General features: G+C 72.0%; 16 protein-coding genes. 2 read left to right on the top strand and 14 right to left on the bottom strand.

Features of this window, described 5'->3' with window-relative positions:
- Positions 1 to 9: 9 nt before the first annotated feature.
- The 4 genes from AB0F61_RS10020 to prmC all read right to left on the bottom strand — a co-directional run bounded on the left by AB0F61_RS10020 (position 10) and on the right by prmC (position 4,437).
- Positions 10 to 2,124 carry a transglycosylase domain-containing protein gene (locus AB0F61_RS10020; RefSeq protein WP_357806401.1) on the bottom strand — a complete coding sequence of 705 codons (2,115 nt, stop codon included), beginning with the start codon at positions 2,122 to 2,124 and terminating at the stop codon, positions 10 to 12.
- 106 nt (positions 2,125 to 2,230) lie between these two features.
- Positions 2,231 to 2,842: a phosphotyrosine protein phosphatase gene (locus AB0F61_RS10015; protein WP_357806398.1), complete on the bottom strand. Its 612-nt coding sequence runs from the start codon at positions 2,840 to 2,842 to the stop codon at positions 2,231 to 2,233.
- Positions 2,843 to 3,490: an L-threonylcarbamoyladenylate synthase gene (locus AB0F61_RS10010; protein ID WP_272619657.1), complete on the bottom strand. Its 648-nt coding sequence runs from the start codon at positions 3,488 to 3,490 to the stop codon at positions 2,843 to 2,845.
- On the bottom strand, positions 3,490 to 4,437 hold the full coding sequence (gene prmC / locus AB0F61_RS10005) for a peptide chain release factor N(5)-glutamine methyltransferase (protein WP_357806396.1): 948 nt from the start codon (positions 4,435 to 4,437) through the stop codon (positions 3,490 to 3,492). The genes AB0F61_RS10010 and prmC overlap by 1 nt, the downstream gene beginning before the upstream one ends.
- A 74-nt stretch (positions 4,438 to 4,511) precedes the next feature.
- Here prmC and AB0F61_RS10000 point away from each other — a divergent pair, with 74 nt between their 5' ends.
- The gene (locus tag AB0F61_RS10000; protein ID WP_357806394.1) at positions 4,512 to 6,059 is read left to right on the top strand and encodes a GGDEF domain-containing protein; all 1,548 of its coding nucleotides are present in this window, start codon (positions 4,512 to 4,514) and stop codon (positions 6,057 to 6,059) included.
- 51 nt (positions 6,060 to 6,110) lie between these two features.
- On the opposite strand, the gene prfA is transcribed toward AB0F61_RS10000, so the two are convergent.
- Positions 6,111 to 7,199 carry a peptide chain release factor 1 gene (gene prfA / locus AB0F61_RS09995; RefSeq protein ID WP_357806391.1) on the bottom strand — a complete coding sequence of 363 codons (1,089 nt, stop codon included), beginning with the start codon at positions 7,197 to 7,199 and terminating at the stop codon, positions 6,111 to 6,113.
- 132 nt (positions 7,200 to 7,331) lie between these two features.
- Positions 7,332 to 7,556, bottom strand: coding sequence for a 50S ribosomal protein L31 (gene rpmE, locus AB0F61_RS09990; RefSeq protein WP_355008073.1), 225 nt, complete (start codon positions 7,554 to 7,556; stop codon positions 7,332 to 7,334).
- 275 nt (positions 7,557 to 7,831) lie between these two features.
- On the opposite strand from rpmE, the gene AB0F61_RS09985 reads away from it, so the two are divergent.
- Complete coding sequence (locus AB0F61_RS09985; protein ID WP_357806387.1) at positions 7,832 to 8,728, top strand: AAA family ATPase; 897 nt, start codon at positions 7,832 to 7,834, stop codon at positions 8,726 to 8,728.
- A gap of 313 nt (positions 8,729 to 9,041) precedes the next feature.
- On the opposite strand, the gene rho is transcribed toward AB0F61_RS09985, so the two are convergent.
- From rho to lysA, 8 genes are all read right to left on the bottom strand, one after another.
- Positions 9,042 to 11,225 carry a transcription termination factor Rho gene (rho, locus tag AB0F61_RS09980; protein WP_357806385.1) on the bottom strand — a complete coding sequence of 728 codons (2,184 nt, stop codon included), beginning with the start codon at positions 11,223 to 11,225 and terminating at the stop codon, positions 9,042 to 9,044.
- Positions 11,226 to 11,522: 297 nt separating this feature from the next.
- Positions 11,523 to 12,467 carry a homoserine kinase gene (gene thrB / locus AB0F61_RS09975; protein ID WP_357806383.1) on the bottom strand — a complete coding sequence of 315 codons (945 nt, stop codon included), beginning with the start codon at positions 12,465 to 12,467 and terminating at the stop codon, positions 11,523 to 11,525.
- A gap of 64 nt (positions 12,468 to 12,531) precedes the next feature.
- Complete coding sequence (locus tag AB0F61_RS09970) at positions 12,532 to 13,776, bottom strand: MFS transporter (RefSeq protein WP_357806380.1); 1,245 nt, start codon at positions 13,774 to 13,776, stop codon at positions 12,532 to 12,534.
- Between the two features lie 11 nt (positions 13,777 to 13,787).
- A complete protein-coding gene (locus AB0F61_RS09965) occupies positions 13,788 to 14,606 on the bottom strand; it encodes a polysaccharide deacetylase family protein (RefSeq protein WP_357806377.1) in 819 nt (272 codons plus the stop codon).
- Positions 14,607 to 14,756: 150 nt separating this feature from the next.
- Entirely contained in the window at positions 14,757 to 18,032 is a 3,276-nt protein-coding gene (locus AB0F61_RS09960; RefSeq protein WP_357806375.1) for an efflux RND transporter permease subunit, read from the bottom strand.
- 141 nt (positions 18,033 to 18,173) lie between these two features.
- Positions 18,174 to 19,223, bottom strand: a complete 1,050-nt coding sequence (gene thrC, locus AB0F61_RS09955) for a threonine synthase (protein ID WP_357806372.1) — start codon at positions 19,221 to 19,223, stop codon at positions 18,174 to 18,176.
- Positions 19,224 to 19,363: 140 nt separating this feature from the next.
- Positions 19,364 to 20,674, bottom strand: a complete 1,311-nt coding sequence (locus AB0F61_RS09950) for a homoserine dehydrogenase (RefSeq protein WP_357806560.1) — start codon at positions 20,672 to 20,674, stop codon at positions 19,364 to 19,366.
- Between the two features lie 8 nt (positions 20,675 to 20,682).
- The gene (gene lysA, locus AB0F61_RS09945) at positions 20,683 to 22,068 is read right to left on the bottom strand and encodes a diaminopimelate decarboxylase (protein WP_357806369.1); all 1,386 of its coding nucleotides are present in this window, start codon (positions 22,066 to 22,068) and stop codon (positions 20,683 to 20,685) included.

Below are 22,068 nucleotides of genomic sequence, written 5' to 3'. Positions count from 1 at the left end.
ACAGCGGCTTCAGTTGCCGGTGCGGGCTCCGGTGACCTGGAAGGCGGTTCGTTCGCTCGGCGGGACGAAGTCGCGTACCGGTTGGCCGCGCAGGGCGGTGGAGAGCACCTCGCCGACCGCGTCCACCATCCGGGCCTGCACTGCCTGACCGACCGCGTCCCGGGGATCGTCCGGGTTCGCCGCCATCGAGGCGACCGCGAGTTGCGGCGTGAACGCGACGACCGTCTCCGTCTCGTAGTGCTCCGAGCTGCCGGTCTTGCCCGCCACCGGTCGGCCGAGCCGCGCGCGCAGGTTGGGTGCGGTGGCGCCGTCGCAGCGCCCGTACATCGACTGGTCACCGACCGGGCAGCGAGCCGCGTCGGTGGCCGCCCGAGCGACGTCGACGTCGAGCACCTGCCGGCAGTCCGGCTTGGCGGCGTCGACCGGGCGGCCACCCGCGTCGGTGATCGACACCACCGGCAGCGGCGCGCACCAGGTCCCCTCGGCCGCCACCGTGGCGTACGCGGTGGCCAGGTCCAGCGGCGTGGTCGCGGCGACGCCCAGGGTGAACGGACCCCAGTCCTTCGCGCCGTACCGGGCCAGTCGGGCGTCGTCGTCGGCCCGCAGCACGATGCCCAGTCGCTCGGCCATCTCCACCACCCGGTCGGCGCCGACCTTCTCGGTAAGCCAGGCGAAGTACGTGTTCACCGACCGGCCGAACGCGCTCCACATGGTGCGGGGGCCGTCCATCGCGGATGGGCTGGAGTTCGACGGGCACCAGCGGCCGTCGCAGCTCGCCTCCCCGGTGACCGGGAAGCGGGTGAGCAACTGGGTGGGTGCCACGAAGTCGGTCGACAGCGGCAGGCCCGCCTCCAACGCGGCGAGCATCGTGAAGAGCTTGAACGTCGAACCGCCCTGGTACCCCTCGATCGCGCCGCCGCCGCCGATCAACTGGTTGACGGTGTTCGGGCGGTTCTTCTGCCCGACCGGGTTGTCCTTCACGCTGTAGGCGCGGTTCACCGACATCGCCAGCACCCGCCCGGTGCCCGGTTGCACCACAGCGGTCGGCACCGCCTCGGCAGCCGACGGCTGATAGATCTTCAGCACCTGCTCGGTGGTGGCCCGTTGCACCCCCGGGTCCAGCGACGACACGATCGAGAACCCACCCCGGCGCAGCGCGCGCTGCCGCTCGTCGGCGGTCGCCCCGAACGCGGACTGGCTGCTCCACCAACGGGTGAACCAGTCGCAGAAGAAACCCCAGTCGTTGTGCGCCTCGGGCACCCCGGTGCAGTCGTTCGGCGTCTCGCTCGGCCGTAGCTGCAACGGCTCGGCCCGCGCCGCCGCCGCCGCGTCCGCCGGCACCTGCCCCGACTCCACGAGCCGTTCCAACACGTACGACCGACGTTCCAGCGCGCTGTCGGCGTCGCCGTTGATCGGGTCGTCGCTGTCCGGCGACCGGACCAGACCGGCCAGCAGTGCCGCCTGGGCCAGGGTCAGCTCGGCCGGGGACCGGGAGAAGTAGCGCTTGCTGGCCGCCGCGATGCCGTACGCCCCGGCGCCGAAGTAGGCGATGTTGAGGTAGCGGGTGAGGATCTGCTCCTTGTCGAGTTCGCGTTCCAGCGCGAGCGCGTACCGCATCTCCTGGAGCTTGCGGGCGGTGGTGACCTCCGTGGCGGCCAGCCGCTGCGCCTCGGTCAGCCGGGGATCGCTGCTGAGCACGTTGCGGACGTACTGCATGGTCAGCGTGGAGGCGCCCTGCCGGGTCCGCCCGTCGCGCTTGTTGACGGTGAACGCGCGCACCACACCGCGCAGGTCCACCCCGCTGTGCTGGTAGAACCGGACGTCCTCGGCGGCCACGATCGCCTGGCGCATCACCGGGGCCACCTCGCGCAGCGGCACGTCCACCCGGTCCTCCTGGTAGAAGGAGGTGATCAGGGTGGTGCCGTCGTTGGCGTAGAGGTTGGAGCGTTGCGCGGTGGGCGGCGTGCGGAGCGTGTTCGGCAGCTCCGAGTACGGCGTGGACAGGGCGCTGAAGCCGATCCCGAACACCAGGGCCACCGGCAGGGCGGCTGCGGCCAGCACCAACCCGGCCAGCACTCCGGCGATCACCACGGTCAGCAGTTTGTCGAGATGGGCCCGGATCATCAGCTCTCCCCGCAGGAGCCGGTCACGCTAGGACCCGTTCAGAATGACCCGGAACGCCGCTTTCGCCCCGGGTTTTCCCCAAACCCGGAGGAAACTCGCACCGCGCTCAGGGCAGCAGCGCGCCGGCCAGCGGGTGGACCGTCTCCTCGATCTCGTCGGCGACCCGGCTGAAGCACTGGTCACCACGACCCCACGGGTCGTCCAGATCATCGGTGGCCAGCGCCGAGGCGCCCAACCGGGCATCGTGGGCCGCTGCCACCAGGGCCACCCCACGGGCGTACACGGCCTCCGGGGTCGCGTCACCCGGCGGCAACGCGGCGTCGTCCACCGCGGCCAGCAGCCGACCGAACTCGCCGAGCACGAACGTGCGGGCCGCCGCGTCCGGGCGCAGCGCCACCACGTACTCCTGCTGGTCGGCGGTGGCGGTCAGCACCAGGTCGGCGGCGTCGATGTGGTCCGAACGCAGCTTGCGCGCGGCGAACCCCTCCACGTCGCCACCACGGCCGGTGACCTGCCGGGCCGCCGGCGGATTCATCTCCTCGCCCGCGTGCCAACCACCCGTGCCGGCGCTGTGGCTGTGCACCAACCCGTCGGCCTGGGCCGGGTCCTGCTCGCGCCGCGTCAACCGCTCCCGCACGGCGAGAGCGAGCAGCCGCTCCGCCATCGGTGAGCGGCAGATGTTGCCCATGCAGACGTGCAGGACCGTGAACGGGGGCACTCAGACCCCCCGGCCGTCGATGAGGTCCGGCACGACGTCGCGCAGCTTCTCCAACGGGATCGCCCCGGCCCGCAGCAACTGCGGCACCTCACCGGTCAGATCCACGATCGTGCTGGGCACCGGATCCGGACAGGGCCCGGCCTCCAGGTAGGCCCGCACCGAGTAGCTGAGCTGGTCCCGTGCCTCCTCGGCGGTCACCGCGGCGGGCTGGCCGGTCTTGTTGGCCGACGAGACCGCCATCGGGCCGGTCTCCCGCAGCACCTCGAGCGCCACCGGGTGCAGCGGCATTCGCACCGCCACCGTGCCCGTCTTGTCGCCCAGGTCCCACTGGAGGCTCGGCGAGTGCTCGACCACGATCGTCAGCGCACCCGGCCAGAACGCCTCCACCAGGTCCCGGGCGGCCGTGGGCAGCGAGAAGACCAACCCGTCCAGGGTGTGCCGCGAGCCGATCAGCACCGGCGGCGGCATCTGCCGACCCCGGCCCTTGGCATCCAGCAGTGCCTTGACCGCGTACGGGGTGAACGCGTCCGCGCCGATCCCGTAGACGGTATCTGTGGGAAGGACGACAAGCTCGCCGTTCTTGACCGCCTCGATCGCCGCAGCGATGCCGCGGTCCCGGTCGGCGGGCGACCGGCAGTCGTAGAGCATCACGAGGAGTCAGTCTGCCACGCCACCCCGATCGGGGCGTGCTGGCCGTCCGCCCGTCGGGACGCGGTGGCGTAACGGGGCCGTCCGGTGAGGTCCAGATGCGCCGTGACAGCGGTGAACCCGCCGGCCTCGGCCAGCAACCCGGGCACCGCCGCGCCGTGGGTGTCGTCGTGCTCGACGCCGAGAACGCCACCCGGGCGCAGCAGCGCCGCCGCCCGGCTGACGACGGGACGGATCACCGCCAGACCGTCCGCGCCGCCGAAGACCGCCTCCGCGGGATCGTGCCCGGCCACCTCCGGCGGGACCACCACGTCGTCCGGCACGTACGGCGGGTTGCAGAGCAGCACGTCCACCGAGCCCACCAGGGCCGCCAGCAGGTCCGGTGCGGTCACGTCGGCCTCGACCACCTCGATCGGCCGGTCCCCCGCCCCGGCCCGCTCCGCCGCGTTGCGCCGCAACCAGACAAGCGCCTCCGGGGACCGCTCCACCGCGATCACCCGCGCCCCGGGCAGCTCCTGGGCCACCGCGAGGGCGATCGCGCCCGAGCCGCTGCACAGGTCGACCACCACCGGCGCCCTCCGGCCCCGGGCCTGCTCGACACCCCAGCCGGCCAGCAGTTCGGTCTCCGGCCGGGGCACGAAGACCCCCGGGCCCACCGACAGTTCGAGGTGCCGGAACCCAGCCCGGCCGGTCAGGTGCTGCAACGGCTCCCGCGCGGCCCGCCGACGCGTCAGAGCGTCGAGCCGCGCCACCTGCTCGTCGTCGAGGTCGTCGGCGAGCGCCAGCCGACCGCGGGGCACCCCCAGCACGTACGCCACAAGCAACTCGGCCTCCACCCGGGCCGGGCCGACCCCGGCGGCGGTGAGCGCGCGGGTCGCCCGAGCCACCGCGGCGGACGGGCGGATGGGGCCTGTCCCTTCGGGGGGGTGTTGCGGCAGAGTGGTCACGCGATAATCATGATGCGTCGCGGGCGGCGCGACCAACGGGTGCGCGGACGGCGCACACGACAGGAGGTTGGCGGGTGGGCTGGCTCGACCGGGTCGACGACCAGGTTGATGCCCTCACGCGCGCCCGCGCACTGCAGGAGGCCAGTCGCTCCGCGGAGTCGTACGTCCTGCTGGAACGTGTGATCCGCACCACCACCGACCCGGCGGCACGGGCGGACGCGATGGTGCAACGCCTCTCCGCACTGATCAATCTCGGTCGGACGGCGGAGTTCACCCGGGCCATCGAGGAGGCGTCGGCGGCCGTCCGCGATCTCGCCGAGCCGTACCTGCACGGGCACCTCAACGCGCTGGCCGCCCTCGCCGCACACCACCAGGGCGCGCTTGACCGCTGCGTCACCCACCTCGTCCGAGCCGCCCGGGCGCTGGGCGCCGTCGAGGACCCGGACCGGGACACCGCCTGGGGCTGGCACGACCTGGCCATGGCGTACAGCTACCTCAGCTTCCACGGGTACGCCCTGGGAGCCATCGAACGGGCCCGGCAACTCGGGCTCACCGCCGGGATCCCCGAGGAGACGTTCGCCGCGCCGGGCATCCGGCTGCGCAACGCCGTGGCACTCGACCACAACGGCGACAGCGACGGCTGCCTGCGGGTGCTCCGGGACGTGGCCTCCGACCTGGACCGTTTCGTACGCTCCGGGCGGGCCGGCCGGCTGCGCCCGAGCAGCCTCGCCGCGTACGGCTACGCGGCGGCCCGCCAGGCCGCGCTCGGCGACCAGGTGCAGACCGACGGGAAACCCGCGCCGGCCCGCCTGATCAGCCACGGAGGGGACAGCTCCCGCGCCCGCGACATGCGTCAGCTCGGGCAGGTGTGTCTCGCCGTCGCCGACGGGCGGCCGATCGAGGCGGTCACCCGGCTGGACACCATCCACGTGTCGAACGAGACACTCGGGGCGGCCGAGCCGGCCCGGCTGCGCAGCATCGCCCTGGCCCGTGCCGGCGACCACCCGGCGGCGCACCGGGCCGACCGACTGGCGTTCCGGCTCGCCGCCCAGCGCAACGATCGACTGCGCGACGTCTACATCGACGGCATCGCCGCCCGGATCGACCACGAGGAGATGCGCCGCGAAGCGGCACGGTTCGAGGGCGAGGCGTTGACCGACCCGCTCACCGGGCTGCCCAACCGGCGCCGGCTGGAGCGCTACATCACCGCCGTGGTCACCCGAGGCGACCGGGTGGTGATCGGTGTCTGCGACCTGGACGGCTTCAAGGCGGTGAACACCCGCCACGGGCACCACTCCGGTGACCTGGTGCTCCAACGCATCGCCGGGGTGATCAACCGGGTGATGCGCCGGGGCGACTTCGTGGCCCGCTACGGCGGCGACGAGTTCGTGGTGGTGCTGCCGGACACCGGCATGTCCGAAGCCACCGAGGTGGCCCGCCGGATCGAGGCCGCCGTCCGACTCGAAGACTGGGAGTCGCTGGTGCCCGGGACCCCGGTCGGGGTGAGCATCGGCTTCGCGGAGGTCTCCGGTGGCGGTGGGCTGCGGGACGCGCTCAGCGTCGCCTTCGAGCAGGCCGACCGGGAGATGCTCCGCGCCAAGACCCGTCCCCGCGCGAGCTGATCGTCCGGGCGCCGGTGGCGTCCCGTCCAGCCGGACGGGTGCCCGACGCCGTCAGCGGCGGGTGAGTTCGGTGTCGCCGGCGAGCCGGGCGGCGCGGTCGGCCTCGGCGAGCGCGTCCAGCACCCCGTCCAGCTCGCCCGCGAGCGCCAGGTCCAGGTTGTACGCCGTGTAGCCGATCCGGTGGTCGCTGATCCGGTTCTGCGGGAAGTTGTAGGTGCGGATCCGCTCCGAGCGGTCCACCGTGCGCACCTGCGCCTTGCGGGCGTCCGAGGCGGCGGCGTCGGCCTGCTCCTGCGCGGCGGCGAGCAGCCGGGCCCGCAGGATCCGCATGGCCTGCTCCCGGTTCTGCAACTGGGACTTCTCGTTTTGGCAGGAGACGACGATGCCGGTCGGCAGGTGGGTGATCCGCACCGCCGAGTCGGTGGTGTTCACCGACTGACCACCCGGGCCGGACGAACGGAACACGTCGATGCGCAGATCGTTCTGGTCGATCGTGACGTCGACGTCCTCGGCCTCGGGCAGCACCAGCACCCCGGCGGCGCTCGTGTGGATGCGGCCCTGCGACTCGGTGACCGGGACCCGCTGCACCCGGTGCACGCCGCCCTCCCACTTGAGTCGTGACCAGACGCCGTTGCCGCCCTCCGGCACACCCTTGGTCTTGATCGCCAGTGAGACGTCCTTGACCCCGCCCAGGTCGGAATCCTGTGCGTCGATCACCTCGGTGATCCAGCCGTGCCGCTCGGCGTAGCGGGTGTACATCCGCAGCAGGTCACCGGCGAAGAGCGCCGACTCCTCGCCACCCTCACCGGCCTTGATCTCGACGATCACGTCCTTGGCGTCGTGCGGGTCGCGCGGGATGAGCAGCTCGGCGAGGCGCTCCTCAAGCACCGGCACCGACCCGGCGATGGCCTCCGCCTCACCCGCGAAGGACGGGTCCTCGGCAGCCAACTCGCGAGCCGCGGCCAGGTCGGCGCGGGCCTGCTCCAGCTCAGCGGCGGCCTTGTGCAGCGGCACCAGTTCCGCGTAGCGGCGACCCACCCTGCGTGCGGTCGTCTGGTCGGCGTGGATGGCCGGGTCGGCCAACCGCTTCTCCAGCTCCGCGTACTCGTCGAGGAGGGCGGCCAGACGCTCGCTGCTCATGCTGCGGATGCTCCTTCGACGGTGCGGCGCCGGACTGGTGTGGCCGAAGGCCGACCGCCGGGTGGAAACAGGGCACAACGCGGACGGCGCCCGCGCCCGGTGAAGAACCGGACGCGGGCGCCGAACGAGGAGTTACTTGGCCTTCTTGGCCTGAACCTTGGCGTACTTCTGCTGGAACTTCGCGACCCGGCCCGCGGTGTCGAGAACGCGCTGCTTACCGGTGTAGAACGGGTGGCAGGCGCTGCAGGTCTCGGCGTGGATCGTGCCGCCCTTGGCGGTGCTGCGGGTCGTGAACGTGTTGCCACAGGAGCAGCTGACCTCGGTGGTCACGTACTCCGGGTGGATGTTTGCCTTCATCTCGCCTCGGTCCTCTCGTTGGTGGTCGCCGGGTCGCCGTCATCACTCGTCGCGCCGTACACGACGGGCTCGGGCGTGAACCGGAACCGGTGGCCGATTGACCAGTGTGCCATGGGCCTGAGCCGACCCGGTAATCGGGCCGCACACCTCGTCCGGCATCGTCAACACGTGCTCCCCCGTCCGCATTCCCGCCGCCCGGCGGGGCATTCGCCCACCCGGCGGGCCGCCGCCGCGTACCCCGCCGGGGGTACGTCCAACGAGCCGCAGGGGTGCCGATGACCCGCCTGATCGCCACCCGGGGACTGCCCGCCTCGGGTAAGACGACGTTCGCCCGTACGCTCCAGCCGTCAGTTGTCCGCGTCAACCGGGACGACCTACGCCGGATGCTGCACGGCGAACGGCTCTTCACCCAGTGGGCCGAGGCTCAGGTCACAGTCGTCCAGCGGGCGCAGGTCGAGGCGTTGCTGCGGGCCCGGGCGGACGTCTGCGTGGACGACACGAACCTGCGCTCGCGGACCCTGCGCGACTGGGCCGAGCTGGCCGCCCGGCACGGCGCGGATTTCGAGGTGCACGACTTCACCGACGTGCCGTTGGACGAGTGCCTGCGCCGGGACGCCGCGCGCCCGCCCGCCGACCAGGTCGGCGCGGAGGCGATCCGCCGGCTGCACGAGCGGTACCTCGAGGGGCGGACGCTGCCGTTGCCGGTGCCGCAGGCTCGCACCGGACGCCCCGCCGCCGTGCACCCGCCGTCGACCGAGCCACCCGAGATCGTCCTGGTGGACATCGACGGCACCGTCGCGTTGGCCGTGTCCCGCAGCCCGTACGACATGACCCGGGTGGGCGAGGACCAGCCGAACACGGCGGTGATCGCGGCGGTCCGGGCGATGCACGCCGCCGGTTACGGGGTGGTCTTCTGCTCCGGGCGGGACGCCTCCGCCCGCGCGGCCACCGAGGCGTGGTTGGCCCGGCACGTCCGGGTTCCGTACCTCGGCCTGCACCTGCGTGCCGTGGGCGACTCCCGGAAGGACTCGATCGTGAAGCGGGAGATCTACGACCGGGAGATCCGGGACCGTTACCGGGTGGCAGGCGTCTTCGACGACCGCGTCCAGGTGGTCCAGATGTGGCGGGCCCTCGGCCTCACCGTCTTCCAGGTGGCCGACGGCGACTTCTGAGCCGGCGGGGCCTCAGCGTGGGCTCGCCCCTGACGACCTGACCCCCTCGCACCCGCCACTCCTGCCTGCCGTCGCCTCGCCGGCCCCAACCAGACCCAGACCCAGACCAGACCACTCTCCCACCCTCCTTTGCTCTGCTTATGCGGATGCACCACCGTGCGGTCCCCACCGGTGCATCCAGGTAAGCACAGCAAAGGGGGCGAGGGAGGCATGGTGGGTCAGGCCCCGGGGTCCGATCAACGCGAGGAGTCACAGGACGAAGGGGCACGGCCGCGATGGCCGTGCCCCTTCGTCGTCGGTCAACCGGGACCTGTTACTCCCCCGGCGTCGACTTCGCGATCTGCATCAGGAACTCGATGTTGGTGCGGGACTGCTTGAGCCGGTCCAGCAGGAGATCCATCGCCGCCTGCGAGTCCAGCGAGTGCAGCACCTTCCGGAGCTTGTGGATGATGGCCAGCTCTTCGGGTGCGAGCAGGACCTCTTCCTTCCGGGTGCCGGACGGGTTGATGTCGATGGCCGGGAAGGTCCGCTTGTCGGCGATCTTCCGGTCCAGCTTCAGCTCCGCGTTGCCGGTGCCCTTGAACTCCTCGAAGATGACCGTGTCCGCCATGGACCCGGTCTCCACCAGCGCCGTGGCGATGATGGTCAACGACCCGCCGTTCTCGATGTTGCGGGCCGCGCCGAGGAAGCGCTTCGGCGGGTAGAGCGCCGTGGAGTCGATACCACCCGACATGATCCGGCCGCTGGCCGGAGCGGCCAGGTTGTACGACCGACCGAGCCGGGTCACCGAGTCGAGCAGCACGACCACGTCGTGCCCAAGCTCGACCAGGCGCTTGGCCCGCTCGATGGCCAGCTCGGCCACCGTGGTGTGGTCCTGCGGCGGACGGTCGAACGTGGCCGCGATGACCTCGCCCTTGATCGACCGCTGCATGTCGGTGACCTCTTCGGGCCGCTCGTCCACAAGCACCACCATGAGGTGGCACTCCGGGTTGTTGCGGGTGATCGCGTTCGCGATCGCCTGCAGCACCATCGTCTTACCCGCCTTCGGCGGCGACTGGATGAGTGCCCGCTGGCCCTTGCCGATCGGCATGACCAGGTCGATGACCCGGGTGGTCAGGATGTGCGGCTCGGTCTCCAGGCGCAGGCGCTCCTGCGGGTAGAGCGGGGTGAGCTTGTAGAACTCCGGACGACGCCGGGCCTCCTCGGGCTCCATCCCGTTGATCGTGTCCAGCCGCATCAGCGGGTTGTACTTGTCCCGCCGCTGGTCGCCGCTGTTGCCGCCCTCGCGGGCCGCCCGCACCGCACCGGTGATCGCGTCACCGCGGCGCAGGCCGTACTTCTTGATCTGGGACATCGAGACGTAAACGTCGTTCGGGCCGGCCAGGTAACCGGTGGTCCGCACGAAGGCGTAGTTGTCGAGCACGTCGATGATGCCGGCCACCGGGACGAGCACGTCGTCCTCGCTGACCTGCGGCTCACGCCCGCCGGTGTCGGTGCCGGTCTCGGTGCGCTCGCCGCGCCCGCGGCGACGGTCCCGGAAGCGGCTGCGCCGGCCACGCCGGCCGCCGCCCTCGCCGTCATCGTCGTCGGTGTCCCGCTCGGCACGCTGACCACGATCGTTGCGGTCGCCCCGGTCGCCCCGGTCGTTGCGATCATTGCGATCGCCCCGGTCGGTGCGCTCCGTGCGCTCGTTCCGCTCGCCGCGCTCGGCACGCTCGCCCCGGTCGTTGCGCTCCGCACGGTCCGCCCGTTCGGCACGCTCGCCCCGGTCGGGGCGCTCCGTGCGCTCGGCACGCTCGCCCCGGTCAGCACGCTCGGTGCGCTCCGCCCGCTCGGCACGTTCGGGACGCTCGGTGCGCTCGGCCCGTTCGGTGCGCTCGGCCCGCTCGGCACGTTCCGGACGCTCGGCCCGTTCGGTGCGCTCGGCCCGCTCGGGACGCTCGGCCCGCTCGGCACGTTCCGGACGCTCGGCCCGCTCACGGCGATTCTCGCCACGGTCGGCCCGCTCGCCGGCTTCCGCCTCGTCGGTACGCGTCTCGGTCGGACGTGCCGTCTCGGTCGAACGCGCCTCAGCCGGACGCGTCTCCGCCGCTGCGGCCCGGCTCCGCCGGGTGCGACCACGGCCCTCGGTCTCGGTGGCCGGCTCGGCCGATGCCGGCTCGGCGCTACGCCCTTCGGCGGCCGGCCGGTCAGCGGTCTCCCGCACCTCGGCGCGCACCCCCTCACGGGTCGGGGCGGCCGCGGCCGCGACCTCGGCCCGCGGTCGAGGGGTCCCGGCGGCGTTGCCGCCCTGCCGCTCGGAGATCGCGGCGATCAGCTCGCCCTTGCGCATGCGAGCCGTGCCGGAGATGCCGAGCGACGCAGCCAGGCTCTGCAGCTCTGGCAGCAGCATCGCCGACAGACCGGTGCCGCTACGCCGACGACGGGCGGGAGCGGCGGCGGTGGCATCGCCAGCGACGTTGGAAACATCCGACGTCACGTCGGTGGTGTCGCTCAATGGATTCCTTCCCTCGATAAAGGCCGGGACTGCCCGGAGTCGGAACTCAGGTGGCCGGGCGGCCTCGGTGCACCCGCCTCGCAAGGACGCGTCGCGGGAGTCTGTGACACAGCAGCCGGTCGGTATCCCGACTCACCAACGTCGGTGAGCAGGTCTCGCCGTCTGCGGCGACCTGTGGAATCTGCGGTGCGGCGTGGGCCTTTGGCAGGGGTGTGACGGGCTGACCGCCGAGCTTCGGGGGTGCGCCGCCTCGCAGGAGATCGCGTGCTTCGCGGCTGTGCTAGGTCTAGAGCGTAATCAACTCTTCCGACCTGCGGCAACAGGGTCCCGCTCGGCGTGTCCAAGTCTACCCCGAGCAACCCGCGCGCCGCTGACGTCTATCGGTAACTGCCAGATCTCCCAGTCTGTTCCCACCGGGAAGCGCTCCGGAGGCTCGCCGAACGCCAGCACGGTGGGGCCGGCCCCACTGACCACGGCTGCCACACCAGCCGCTCGCAACGCTCTGACCAGGGAATATGTGCCTGGCATCCCGGGTGCGCGGTAGTCCTGGTGGAGTCGGTCGACGGTCGCCGGCAGCAGCAGCCCCGGGTCGGCGGTGAGCGCGTGCACCAGCAGGGCCGCCCGCCCCGCGGTCAACGCGGCGTCGCCGTGCGGCACGGTGGCCGGCAGCGCGGCCCGTGCGGCAGCGGTCAACCCGCGCTCCGCCGGGACGAAAACGGTGGGCCGCACCCCGTCCGCGACCGGCAGGGACACCGCCCGCGCACCTGTCGACTCGGACCAGGCCACCGTGAAGCCGCCGAGCAGACACGGCGCCACGTTGTCGGGATGGCCCTCGATCTCGGCGGCCAGCCGGAGCGTGGCCGAGTCGTCGAGCCGGTGCTCCCCATCGGTGACCAGGGCGCGGGCCAGCAGCACCCCGGCGACGATCGCGGCGGACGAGGAGCCCAGCCCGCGCGCCTGCGGGATCCGGTTGACGCACTCCACGCTCAGGCCGTCGGGGTGCGCGCCGAGCACGTCGAACGCGGCCCGCATGGCCCGCACCACCAGGTGCCGGTCGTCGTCCGGCAGCTCACCGGCCCCCTGCCCGGTCACCGTCACCCGGACCCCGCCCGGCGCGACCTCGGCGGACACGTCGTCGTAGAGCCCGAGAGCGAGACCCAACGCGTCGAAGCCCGGGCCCAGGTTGGCGCTGGTCGCGGGGACCCGGACGCGGGCCGGCCCGGCGGTGAAGTTCGTCGGCACGCGCTCATGCTAGGGCTCGACACCGACGATCCGGTCCGCTGCCCGCAGCCTGGGATCGGCAGACTCAGCCCGCCGGGTCCGGGACCGGCTCCGGGACCGGATCGCTGAGCGTGAGCCGGCGGGTGGCGATCCGCCAGCCGACCGCGTACACGAGGGTGACCAGCCCGCAGCCGGCGAGCACCACCCGTTCGTCGACCACGTCCACGACCAGGGCCACCGCCAGTTGGCTCACCGAGATCGCCAGCGTCGCGAGCATCATGTCGGTGGCGAAGACGCGTCCACGCAACCGGTCCGGAACTTCGCCCTGCAGGGCGAAGTTCGACATCACCCAGTTGCTGCCGCCGGCGAAGTGCGCCACGAAGACCAGCAGCAGCACCAACGGAAACCACCGCACCACCGACGCGCCCAGATAGGACAGCCCGTAGAGCGACATCGACAGCGCGAGCCCGGGCAGCAGCCACGCCCGGTTGGTGAGCACCCGACGCATCAGGATCGGTCCCACCAACGCTCCGGCCCCGCGTACCGCGAAGAGCAGGCCGGCGCCGAGCGGACCGACGCCGTACACGCCGGCCAGCAGCGGGAACACGGTCAGGACGCCGTTGCCCAGGCCCACCGCCGACTTCACCGTGACGAGCGCGAGCACCCGGGGGCGGTGACCGATGTAGCCGAGCGCCTCGCGGACGGCGGCCCAGGTCCGCTGGGCCGGCCCGTCGGTGTCCCGTGGTGCCTGCAACGGGCGGCGGATCCGGGTGGCGAGGCCCGCGGCCAGCGCCAGGCCCACCGCCGCCACCCAGAAGCAGGCGTACGGGCCGGCAGCGGTGCTCAGTACTCCACCGAGCGAGGCACCGACCACGGTCATGGTGCCCCAGGCCGAGCCGGCGACCGCGTTACCGGCGGCCAACTCGTGCGGCTCCAGCACGTTCGGCAGCGCGGCCTGGGCGGCCGGCGAGTAGAACGCCTTGGCCACCGCGACCACCCCGATCGCGACAAGCGCCAGCCACGCCGTTCCGGCGCCCCGTACGCCGAGCAGCAGCAACACGCCTGCCAGTGCGGCCACGTTGGCGGCAATCATGATCTTCCGGCGGTCGAAGCGGTCGGCGATCGTGCCGGTGTACGGCAGCAGCAGCGCCACGATGCCGGTGTCCACCGCCAGCACCAGCGCGCCCCACACCCCGCTGCCGGTCAGGTGCGGCAGGAGCACCAGCAGCGGCACCATGACGAACCAGTCGGCGCCGAAGACCACCAGTTCGGCCAGGAAGAGATTGCGGAAGCTCCGATTGCCGGTCAGGACGGAGAGGGTGGACGCCACGGAGCGGGACCTTACCTGGTCGGGGTTGAGGCCACACTCGCTCTCAGCAGCGCCGAAACCGTGACGAAGGTGTAACCCCGCGACCGTAGCCCGTTGATCATGTCGGTCAGGCCGCGCAGCGCGACCAGCCGTCGACGCGCCCCCACATCGTGGCCGAGCACGATCGTGCCCGGTCGGACCTCGGTCACGATTCGCCGGGCGTGGCCGGCCGGATCGTCGGGAAACTCACGTTCCACCATCTGCAGCGACCAGAGCACCAGCCGATAGTCCAGCCGGGCCGCCGCGTACAGCACCGCCCCACCCAGGTGACCGTAGGGCGGGCGAAGCAGCGTGGGCCGCGTCCCGGTCACGTCGGCGATCGCGTCGTGGCTGCGGCGCAGGTCGTCGTACGCCTCGGCGGCGTCCAACTCGGCCAGGTCCCGGTGGTCCCAGCCGTGGTTGCCCACCTCGTGCCCCGTGAGCCGGTCGCGGACGACGTCGGCGTGCCGGCGGACCTGCGCTCCGTCCATGAAGAAGGTGGCCGGGACCCGGTGCCGGGCCAGGGTGTCGAGCACCATCGGCGTCCACTGTGGTGCGGGGCCGTCGTCGAAGGTGAGGGCCACCAGACGCTGGTTGGTTCTTCCCGACCAGACGACCTCGAGCGCGCCGGCACCGACATCCTGTTTGCCATTTCCGACTGTGGCGCTGGCGAAGCCGCCGGCGATCGGCAGCCGGCGGTGGGTGCTCCGCCACGCCTCGGACGTCCCGGCGCCGAGGGCCACCCCGCCGACGAGCAGCAGGCCATGGCGCAACAGGTCGCGTCGCCTCCACCATCGCGTGCCCTCGACCATCCGCCCATCCTTGCCTCACCCACACCTCTACGAGGAGTATGCAAGAAGTTACACAAAGTGTGAGTCCGGTCGGATCGGAGTGTTTCGGCCGGTAGACCTGGAACGCCCCCGGCAGAACCCTGCCGGGGGCGTTCCGAGTCGCGGTCCGACCTACTCGGTCGGCTCCGACGGGGGCAGCGGCGAGGTACGGCTACGGGGCAGCCGCAGCACCTCGAACTGGTCCGTACCCTCCACCAGCGCGGCCGACGGCGCGGATCGCCCGGCCGGCTGCGCACCCTCGGCCGTAGCCGAGGGTGCCCCGCTCGGCACCGCCACCTGGTTCGGGGCGGACACCTCATCGGTCTCCGCCGCGGTCACCGCGGACCTGCCGGAGCGCCGCCGGTCGCGTCGGCCCCGCAGCGACTCCTTGGTGTGCTCCACCATCGAGTAGAGCGTCGGCACCAGGATCAGGGTGAGCAGCGTGGAGCTGAGCAGACCGCCGATCACCACCACCGCCAGCGGCTGCGAGATGAAGCCGCCCTCACCGGTCAGCCCGAACGCCATCGGCAGCAGCGCGAAGATGGTCGCCACAGCGGTCATCAGGATGGGACGCAGCCGGCGTCGGCCACCCTCGACCACCGCCTCCTGAACCCCCATGCCCCGTGCCCGGTACTGGTTGATCAGGTCGAGCAGCACGATCGCGTTCGTCACCACGATGCCGACGAGCATCAGCACACCGATCAACGCCGGCACGCCGAGCGGCGTCCCGGTGATCAGCAGCAGGGCGATCGCGCCGGTCGACGCGAACGGGATGGAGATCAGCAGGATCAGCGCCTGGGTGAGGCTGCGGAACGTGGCCACCATGATCAGGAAGACGATCGCGATCGCCACCAGCACCGCCAGGCCCAGGTCACCGAAGGCATCCGCCTGATCCGCGCTGACGCCACCGATCGTGAAGCTCGCACCCGGCACGTCGATGCCGTCCAGCCGCTTCTGCAGCTCCGTGCTTGTCGCGCCCAGGTTCGAGCCGGTCGCCGTACCGGTCACCGACACGCTGCGCTCACCGTCGATCCGGGTGACCTGCTGCGGCCCCTCGCTCTGGGTGACGTCCGCGATGTCGTCAAGCTTGACCGCACCCACCGGCAGCGCCCGCAGCTCCTCCACAGTCGTCGGCGACCGCGAGCCCAGCCGCAACACCACGTTCTGCTGCTGACCGTCGAGCGCGACCTGACCCAACGGCGCACCCCGGAACGCCTGCGACACGAGCTGCCCCACGGCGGCCTCGGTGAGCCCGGCCCGGCCGGCCGCGACCCGGTCGACGGTCACGTCGACCCGCGGCACCCGCTCGGCCAGGCTGGTGGAGACGTCCTCGACGTCCGGGACACCGGCCATCGCCGTCCGGGCCTCCTCGGCCGCCCGGGTCAGCACCTCCGGGTCGCTGGCCTGGACGATCACCTCCAGCTGGCTGGTCGACGCCTCCTGCCCGCCACCGAAGCTGATCTCGCCCACGCCGGCGCCGAGCTTGTCGAACTCCTTGCGCAACACCTCACGCATCTGCTTCGCGTCGGTGTCACCGTCGAGCGCCAACGACCAGTTGGCGACGTTGTTGCCGCCACCGCCCGCCCACGGGTTGTCCCCACCGCCGGCGGTCACCTGGTACGTCTCGACGCCCTTGGTGGCCGACAGCACCGACTCGACCTGCTTGGCCGCCGCGTCGGTGGCCGCCAGGCCACTCCCGGCCGGCAGCTCCTGACTGATGTTGAGGGTGTCCTGGCCGGAGTCGTCCAGGAAGTTGGTCTCCAGCTTCTGGGCCAGACCGAAGGTGCCGAAAAGCACCAGCAGGCCGAGCCCCACGGTGATCCACCGGGTCGACCGCTTGCGGGTGGCGAACCCGACCACCGGCAGGTACGCCCGCTGCAACGGGCTGCGCAGCTCCTTCTCCTCCGCGCCACGCCGCACCGCCTCGTCGTCCTCGGTGCCGCCACGCGGCTTCAGGAACCAGTACGCGAGCACCGGGATCACGGTCAGCGACACCAGCAGCGAGGCGAGCAGCGCCACCGTCACGGTGATCGCGAACGGTGCGAAGAGCTGGCCCACGAACCCGCCGACCAACGCGATCGGCGCGAACACCGCCACCGTGGTGAGGGTGGACGCGGTCACCGCGCCGGCGACCTCGCGGACGCCGGTGACGATGGCGTGCCGCTTCTCCTCGCCGTACTCCAGGTGTCGTTTGATGTTCTCCAATACCACGATCGAGTCGTCCACCACCCGGCCGACCGCGATCGTCAACGCGCCGAGAGTCAGCAGGTTGAGCGAGTAGTCGCCGATCCACAGGGCGATCAACGCGACGAGCACGGAGAGCGGGATGGAGACCGCGGTGACCACCGTCGAGCGCACCGACAGCAGGAAGACCAGGATGACGATGACCGCCATCACCAGGCCGAGCAGACCTTCGGTGGTCAACGACTCGATCGACTTCTCGACGAACGGCGCCTGGTCGAAGACGACTGTCAGCTCCGCACCGGAGGCGTCCTTCAGGTCGGCGAGACGGTCGCGGATCTCGTGCGAGATCTGCACGGCGTTGCCGTCCGGCGCGGCGGTGACCGCGATGCCGAGGCTGTCCTTGCCGTTGGTACGGGTGATCGCGGTGGCCGGCGCGAGCTGCTGCTCGACAGTCGCCACGTCACCGAGGCGGACCGGTGTCGCGCCCGGGGTGACCACGATGCCGCGAAGGTCCTCCAGGCTGGCGATCGGCGTGCCGACCTGCACCGGAAGGGCCAGTCCGCCGTCGGTCACCGCGCCGGCCGGAACGGCCACGCCGTTCGTCTTCAGCGCAGCGCCGATCGCCGTCGGCTGCACCCGCGTCGCGGCCAGCTTCGCCGGGTCCGGGGTGACCACCACGATGTCGTCGCGGGTGCCGGTCACCTCGACCGTGCGTACGCCCTCGATGCCCTCCAGCTCCGGCACCACAGTCGCCTTGAGCTTCTCGGCGAGCGCCCGCTCGTCCGCCGCGCCGGCCGCGGCCAGGACCACCGCCGGCAGGTCGTCGGTGCTACCCGCGATGACCTGGGGGTCGACGTTCTCCGGCAACTGGGCGTCGATCCGGCTCAGCGCGGTCTGCATCTTGTTGACCACGTCGTCCAGGTCGGTGCCGAACTCGTACGTCACCTGGACGGTGGCCGAGCCCTCACGCGACGTGGAGGTGATCTTGTCCAGCCCCGGGATGCCCTGGAGGGCGTTCTCGATCGGCTCGGTGACCTGCGACTCGACGATCTCGGGGCCGGCACCGGGGTAGGGGGCCACGATGAACGCGGCCGGGAACTCGAGCGACGGCAGCAGTTGCTGCTTCAGCGACGGCACGGCGAACGCTCCGAACACCGTGGTCACCACCGCGATGAGGGCAATCAGCCCTCGGTTGGCGAGGCTGAATCTGGCGAGCAGCGACATCGGCCTGGTTCACTCCTGAACGAGAATGCGGGCGGGGATACGTGAAAGTGTGCCGGACACGATCACCAGAACCCCCGCCGCCCCCACGCCGTCCCGAAGGCCGGCCGGCCTCCGCCGGTCACCGACCGGGCGGTGGCGCGTTCAGGCGAGGTCGAGGGCGCGGGCCGCGGCCATCGGGTCGTTCGCGATGGTCAGCGGCGCCGGCGCGGTGGAGATCGCCCACTCCGGGTCCTTCAGGCCGTGGCCGGTCACCGTGCAGACCACCGTCGACCCGGGCGGCACCGCGCCCGCCGCGGCCTGCTGGAGCAGGCCGGCCACGCTTGCCGCGCTGCCCAACTCCACGAAGACCCCCACCTCGCGGGCGAGCAGCCGGTACGCGGAGAGGATCTCCCGGTCGGTCACCGCGGCGATCAGGCCACCCGAGGCGTCCCGGGCGTCCAACGCCTTGGTCCAGCTCGCCGGGTTGCCGATCCGGATCGCCGTGGCGATCGTCGACGGCTCGGGCACCACCTGGCCGGTCACGATCGGGGCCGCACCGGACGCCTGGAAGCCGTACATCTTTGGCGCGCGGGTGGTGGTGCCGGCGTCCCGCTCCTCGGCGTAGCCCATCCAGTACGCGGAGATGTTGCCGGCGTTGCCGACCGGCAGGCAGTGGATGTCGGGCGCGTCACCGAGCGCCTCGACGATCTCGAAGGCGGCGGTCTTCTGGCCGTGCAACCGGTCGATGTTCACCGAGTTGACCAACGCGACCGGGTGGTCCTGGGCCAGCTTCGCGGCGAGCGCCAGGCAGTCGTCGAAGTTGCCACTGACCTGGAGCAGCTTCGCGCCGTGCACAAGCGCCTGGGCCAGCTTGCCCAACGCGATCTTGCCCTGCGGCACCAGCACCGCGCAGGTCAGCCCGGCCCGGGCCGCGTACGCCGCCGCGGAGGCGCTGGTGTTGCCGGTGGAGGCGCAGATGATGGCCTTGTTGCCGGCCTCGACCGCCTTGGACACCGCGAGGGTCATCCCCCGGTCCTTGAACGAACCGGTCGGGTTGGCGCCCTCCACCTTGAGGTGCACGTCGCAACCGAGCCGGGCGGACAGCACCGGCGCCGGCAACAGCGGGGTGTTCCCCTCGTGCAGCGTGACGACAGGCGTGGCCGCGGTGACCGGCAGCCGATCCCGGTACGCCTCGATCAGACCCCGCCACATGTCGTTCTCCTCGCCTCTACGGCCGCGCCGACCCGAGCATCAGGGCCACCTTGGACCAGCCTCCCGGAGTGGTCGATGGCACACCCCGGCTTACCCACCTGGCGGGACGGGCGAGCCCGCCCATCGATGGTGTCAACGAATCAGGCGCCGCCCTCGACCCGCAACACACTCGTCACGGACCGGACAATGTCCAGACCGCGCAGCTCGCCGACTGTCGCGGCGAGCGCGGCGTCCGGTGCCACATGGGTGACGATGACCAGCTCGGCGTCGCCGTCGCGGCCGGGCGACCCACTCGCCGAGCCCTGCCGCACCGTCGCGATCGACACGTCGTGCCGGGCGAAGACGCCCGCCACGGCGGCCAGCACACCCGGGCGGTCGGCCACGTCCAGGCTCACGTGGTAGCGGGTCAGCGCCTCGCCCATCGGTCGGACCGCCAGGTCCGCGTACGCGCTCTCGCTGGCCGCGCGCACACCGGCGAGCCGGTTGCGGGAGACCGCGACCACGTCACCGAGCACGGCGCTGGCGGTCGGCGCACCCCCGGCGCCCCGGCCGTAGAACATCAACTGCCCAGCCGCGTCCGCCTCCACGAAGACCGCGTTGAACGCGTCGCCGACGCTGGCCAGCGGGTGGCTGCGCGGGATCATCGCCGGGTGCACCCGGACGCTCACGGTCTCCCGGCCGGTGGGGTCGACGCCCCGGGCCGCGATGCAGAGCAGCTTGATCGTGCAGCCCATCGCCTGTGCGCTGGCCATGTCCGCGGCGGTCACCTCGGTGATGCCCTCGCGGTGCACGTCGGCCGCGCCGACCCGGGTGTGGAACGCCAGCGAGGCGAGGATCGCCGCCTTCGCCGCCGCGTCGAAGCCCTCGACGTCGGCGGTCGGGTCGGCCTCCGCGTACCCCAGGGCGGTGGCCTCTTCGAGGGCCTCGGCGAAGCCGGCGCCGGTGGCGTCCATCGCGGAGAGGATGAAGTTGGTGGTGCCGTTGACGATGCCGGTGACCCGGTTGATCCGGTCACCGTGCAGCGACTCGCGCAGCGGGCGCAGCAGCGGGATCGCACCGGCCACCGACGCCTCGTAGTAGAGGTCGCCACCGCCCTCGGCCGCCGCCTCGTGCAGGGCCACCCCGTCCTCGGCGAGCAGCGCCTTGTTGGCGGTGACCACGCTCTTGCCGGCGCGCAGCGCCTCGACCAGCCAGCTCCGGGCCGGTTCGATGCCGCCGACCACCTCGATCACCACGTCCACGTCGTCGCGCTTGATCAGGCCGAGCGCGTCGGTGGTGAACAGGTCCTCGTCGACCGGCAGGTCACCGCGGTCGCGGCCGAGCCGACGGACGGCGATGCCGGCGATCTCCAGCGGAGCGCCGATCCGCGCGGCCAGGTCGGCCGACTGCTCGTGCAGCAGCCGGACCACCTCCTGGCCGACCGTGCCGCAGCCGAGCAGCGCCAAGCGCACAGGTGACGTCATCCCACATCCAAAGCGAGCAGGTCCTCTTCGGTTTCCCGCCGGACGATCAGGCGCGCCTGGCCGTCGCGCACCGCCACCACCGGTGGCCGCGGCACATGGTTGTAGTTGCTGGCCATGCTCCGGCAGTACGCACCGGTGCCGGGCACCGCGACAAGATCTCCGGGCTGCACGTCGGCGGGCAGGAATTCATCCTTCACCACGATGTCCCCGGACTCACAGTGCTTTCCCACCACGCGGGCGAGCAACGGCTGCGCGCCCGACGCCCGGGAGGCGAGCGTCGCCGAGTAGGACGCGTCGTACAGGGCGGTGCGGATGTTGTCGCTCATCCCGCCGTCGACGCTGACGAACGTCCGGATGCCGTCGAGCTCCTTGACCGTGCCGACCTCGTAGAGGGTGAACACGGCCGGGCCGACGATGGCCCGCCCCGGCTCGATCGACAGGTGCGGCACGGCCAGGTTCTCCGCCGCGCACTCCGAGTCGACGATCTTGCGCAGGCGCTTGGCCAGGTCCTGCGGAGTGGCCGGGTCGTCCTGGGTCGTGTACGCGATGCCGAAGCCGCCGCCCAGGTCCAGCTCGGGAAGCTCCACCCCGCGCGCGTCGCGGATCTGCGCTTGGAGGGCGAGCACCCGGCGGGCCGAGACCTCGAAACCGCTGGCGTCGAAGATCTGCGAGCCGATGTGCGAGTGCAGACCACGCAGCTCCAGCACACCCTCGTCGAGGATCTTGAAGGCGGCGTTCGCGGCGGCACCGCCGGCCAGCGAGAAGCCGAACTTCTGGTCCTCGTGGGCGGTGGCGATGAACTCGTGGGTGTGCGCCTCCACGCCGACGGTGACCCGGACCAGCACCCGGGGCCGGACCCCGCGCTCGCGGGCCAGCGCGGTGAGCCGGTCGATCTCGGTGAACGAGTCGACGATGATCCGTCCCACCCCGGCGTCGAGCGCCCGGGACAACTCGGCGACCGACTTGTTGTTGCCGTGGAAGCCGATCCGCTCCGGCGGCATCCCGGCCGACAACGCGGTCGCCAGCTCGCCACCTGTGCAGACGTCCAGGTGCAGGCCCTCCTCGGCGATCATCCGGACCACCGCCCGGCAGAGGAACGCCTTGCCGGCGTAGAAGACGTCCTCGGTGGGGAAGGCCGCCCGGAAGTCACGGCAGCGCGAGCGCAGGTCGGCCTCGTCCAGGACGTACACCGGGGTGCCGAACTCGGCAGCGATGTCGCGGACGCTCAGGCCCGCGACGGTGACCGCGCCGTCCGCGCCGCGCGTCACCGACCGCGGCCACAGCGCCGGCACGAGGGCGTTGACGTCCTGCGGGGTACGCAGCCAGGCCGGCCCCCGGTCACTGATGTCCGCGTGCAGCGCACCAGCCTCATGAGCCCTCAT

It is taken from the genome of Micromonospora sp. NPDC023888, assembly GCF_040639415.1.
Lineage (GTDB): Bacteria > Actinomycetota > Actinomycetes > Mycobacteriales > Micromonosporaceae > Micromonospora.
The sequence above is the reverse complement of the archived record's forward strand: the minus strand, read 5'-3'. Positions and strand labels throughout refer to the sequence as shown.

Excerpts from the sequence above, each read along its gene's own strand:
- AB0F61_RS10020 (WP_357806401.1), bottom strand. The coding sequence starts at position 2,124 with ATGATCCGGGCCCATCTCGACAAACTGCTGACCGTGGTGATCGCCGGA.
- AB0F61_RS10010 (WP_272619657.1), bottom strand. The coding sequence starts at position 3,490 with ATGCTCTACGACTGCCGGTCGCCCGCCGACCGGGACCGCGGCATCGCT.
- prfA (WP_357806391.1), bottom strand. The coding sequence starts at position 7,199 with ATGAGCAGCGAGCGTCTGGCCGCCCTCCTCGACGAGTACGCGGAGCTG.
- rpmE (WP_355008073.1), bottom strand. The coding sequence starts at position 7,556 with ATGAAGGCAAACATCCACCCGGAGTACGTGACCACCGAGGTCAGCTGC.
- AB0F61_RS09985 (WP_357806387.1), top strand. The coding sequence starts at position 7,832 with ATGACCCGCCTGATCGCCACCCGGGGACTGCCCGCCTCGGGTAAGACG.
- AB0F61_RS09965 (WP_357806377.1), bottom strand. The coding sequence starts at position 14,606 with ATGGTCGAGGGCACGCGATGGTGGAGGCGACGCGACCTGTTGCGCCAT.
- AB0F61_RS09960 (WP_357806375.1), bottom strand. The coding sequence starts at position 18,032 with ATGTCGCTGCTCGCCAGATTCAGCCTCGCCAACCGAGGGCTGATTGCC.
- thrC (WP_357806372.1), bottom strand. The coding sequence starts at position 19,223 with ATGTGGCGGGGTCTGATCGAGGCGTACCGGGATCGGCTGCCGGTCACC.
- lysA (WP_357806369.1), bottom strand. The coding sequence starts at position 22,068 with ATGAGGGCTCATGAGGCTGGTGCGCTGCACGCGGACATCAGTGACCGG.